Genomic DNA, 505 nt, shown 5'->3' on the forward strand with positions numbered 1-505 from the left:
AACACTGGAGACTTTTACCCCTTGGATTGCATCACTTGGTGTAGTGTTACTTAACTCTGCTCCTTTTAGGCCTTCATGCAACGTTTCCGCTTTGGCTTTCATGTTGGTGGACTCGCCAAGAGTCACGTCAAACGATTTGCTCTTACCATCACGAATAACGCCTAGCGTGATCTTCTTACCTGCTCCTAATGTGGCGACTTTGGCGCGCAACTCAGAGAAAGTGTCGATTGACTTACCGTTTACTGAGACAACCACATCACCGGCTTTTAGACCCGCTTTGTCCGCTGCGCTATCGGGCACGACTTGGCTGATGAATGCCCCTTTACTTGACTCGTAACCCAGTGCTTCTGCCAGCTCAGAGGTCACTTCACCACCTTGAACGCCCAACATGCCACGTTTTACTTCACCAAATTCTAAAATCTGCTCAGTGAGGTTTCTCATCATGTTCGATGGGATCGCAAAACCAATCCCGACGTTGCCGCCATTTGGTCCCAAAATGGCGGTG

General features: G+C 49.3%; 1 protein-coding gene. It reads right to left on the reverse strand.

Annotated elements, in window-relative coordinates; all coding sequences use genetic code 11:
- Positions 1-505: PDZ domain-containing protein (locus tag R7Z77_RS28755; protein ID WP_318137485.1), on the reverse strand; the 505-nt coding region annotated here is incomplete at both ends.

It is taken from the genome of Vibrio sp. 1401 (assembly GCF_033340295.1).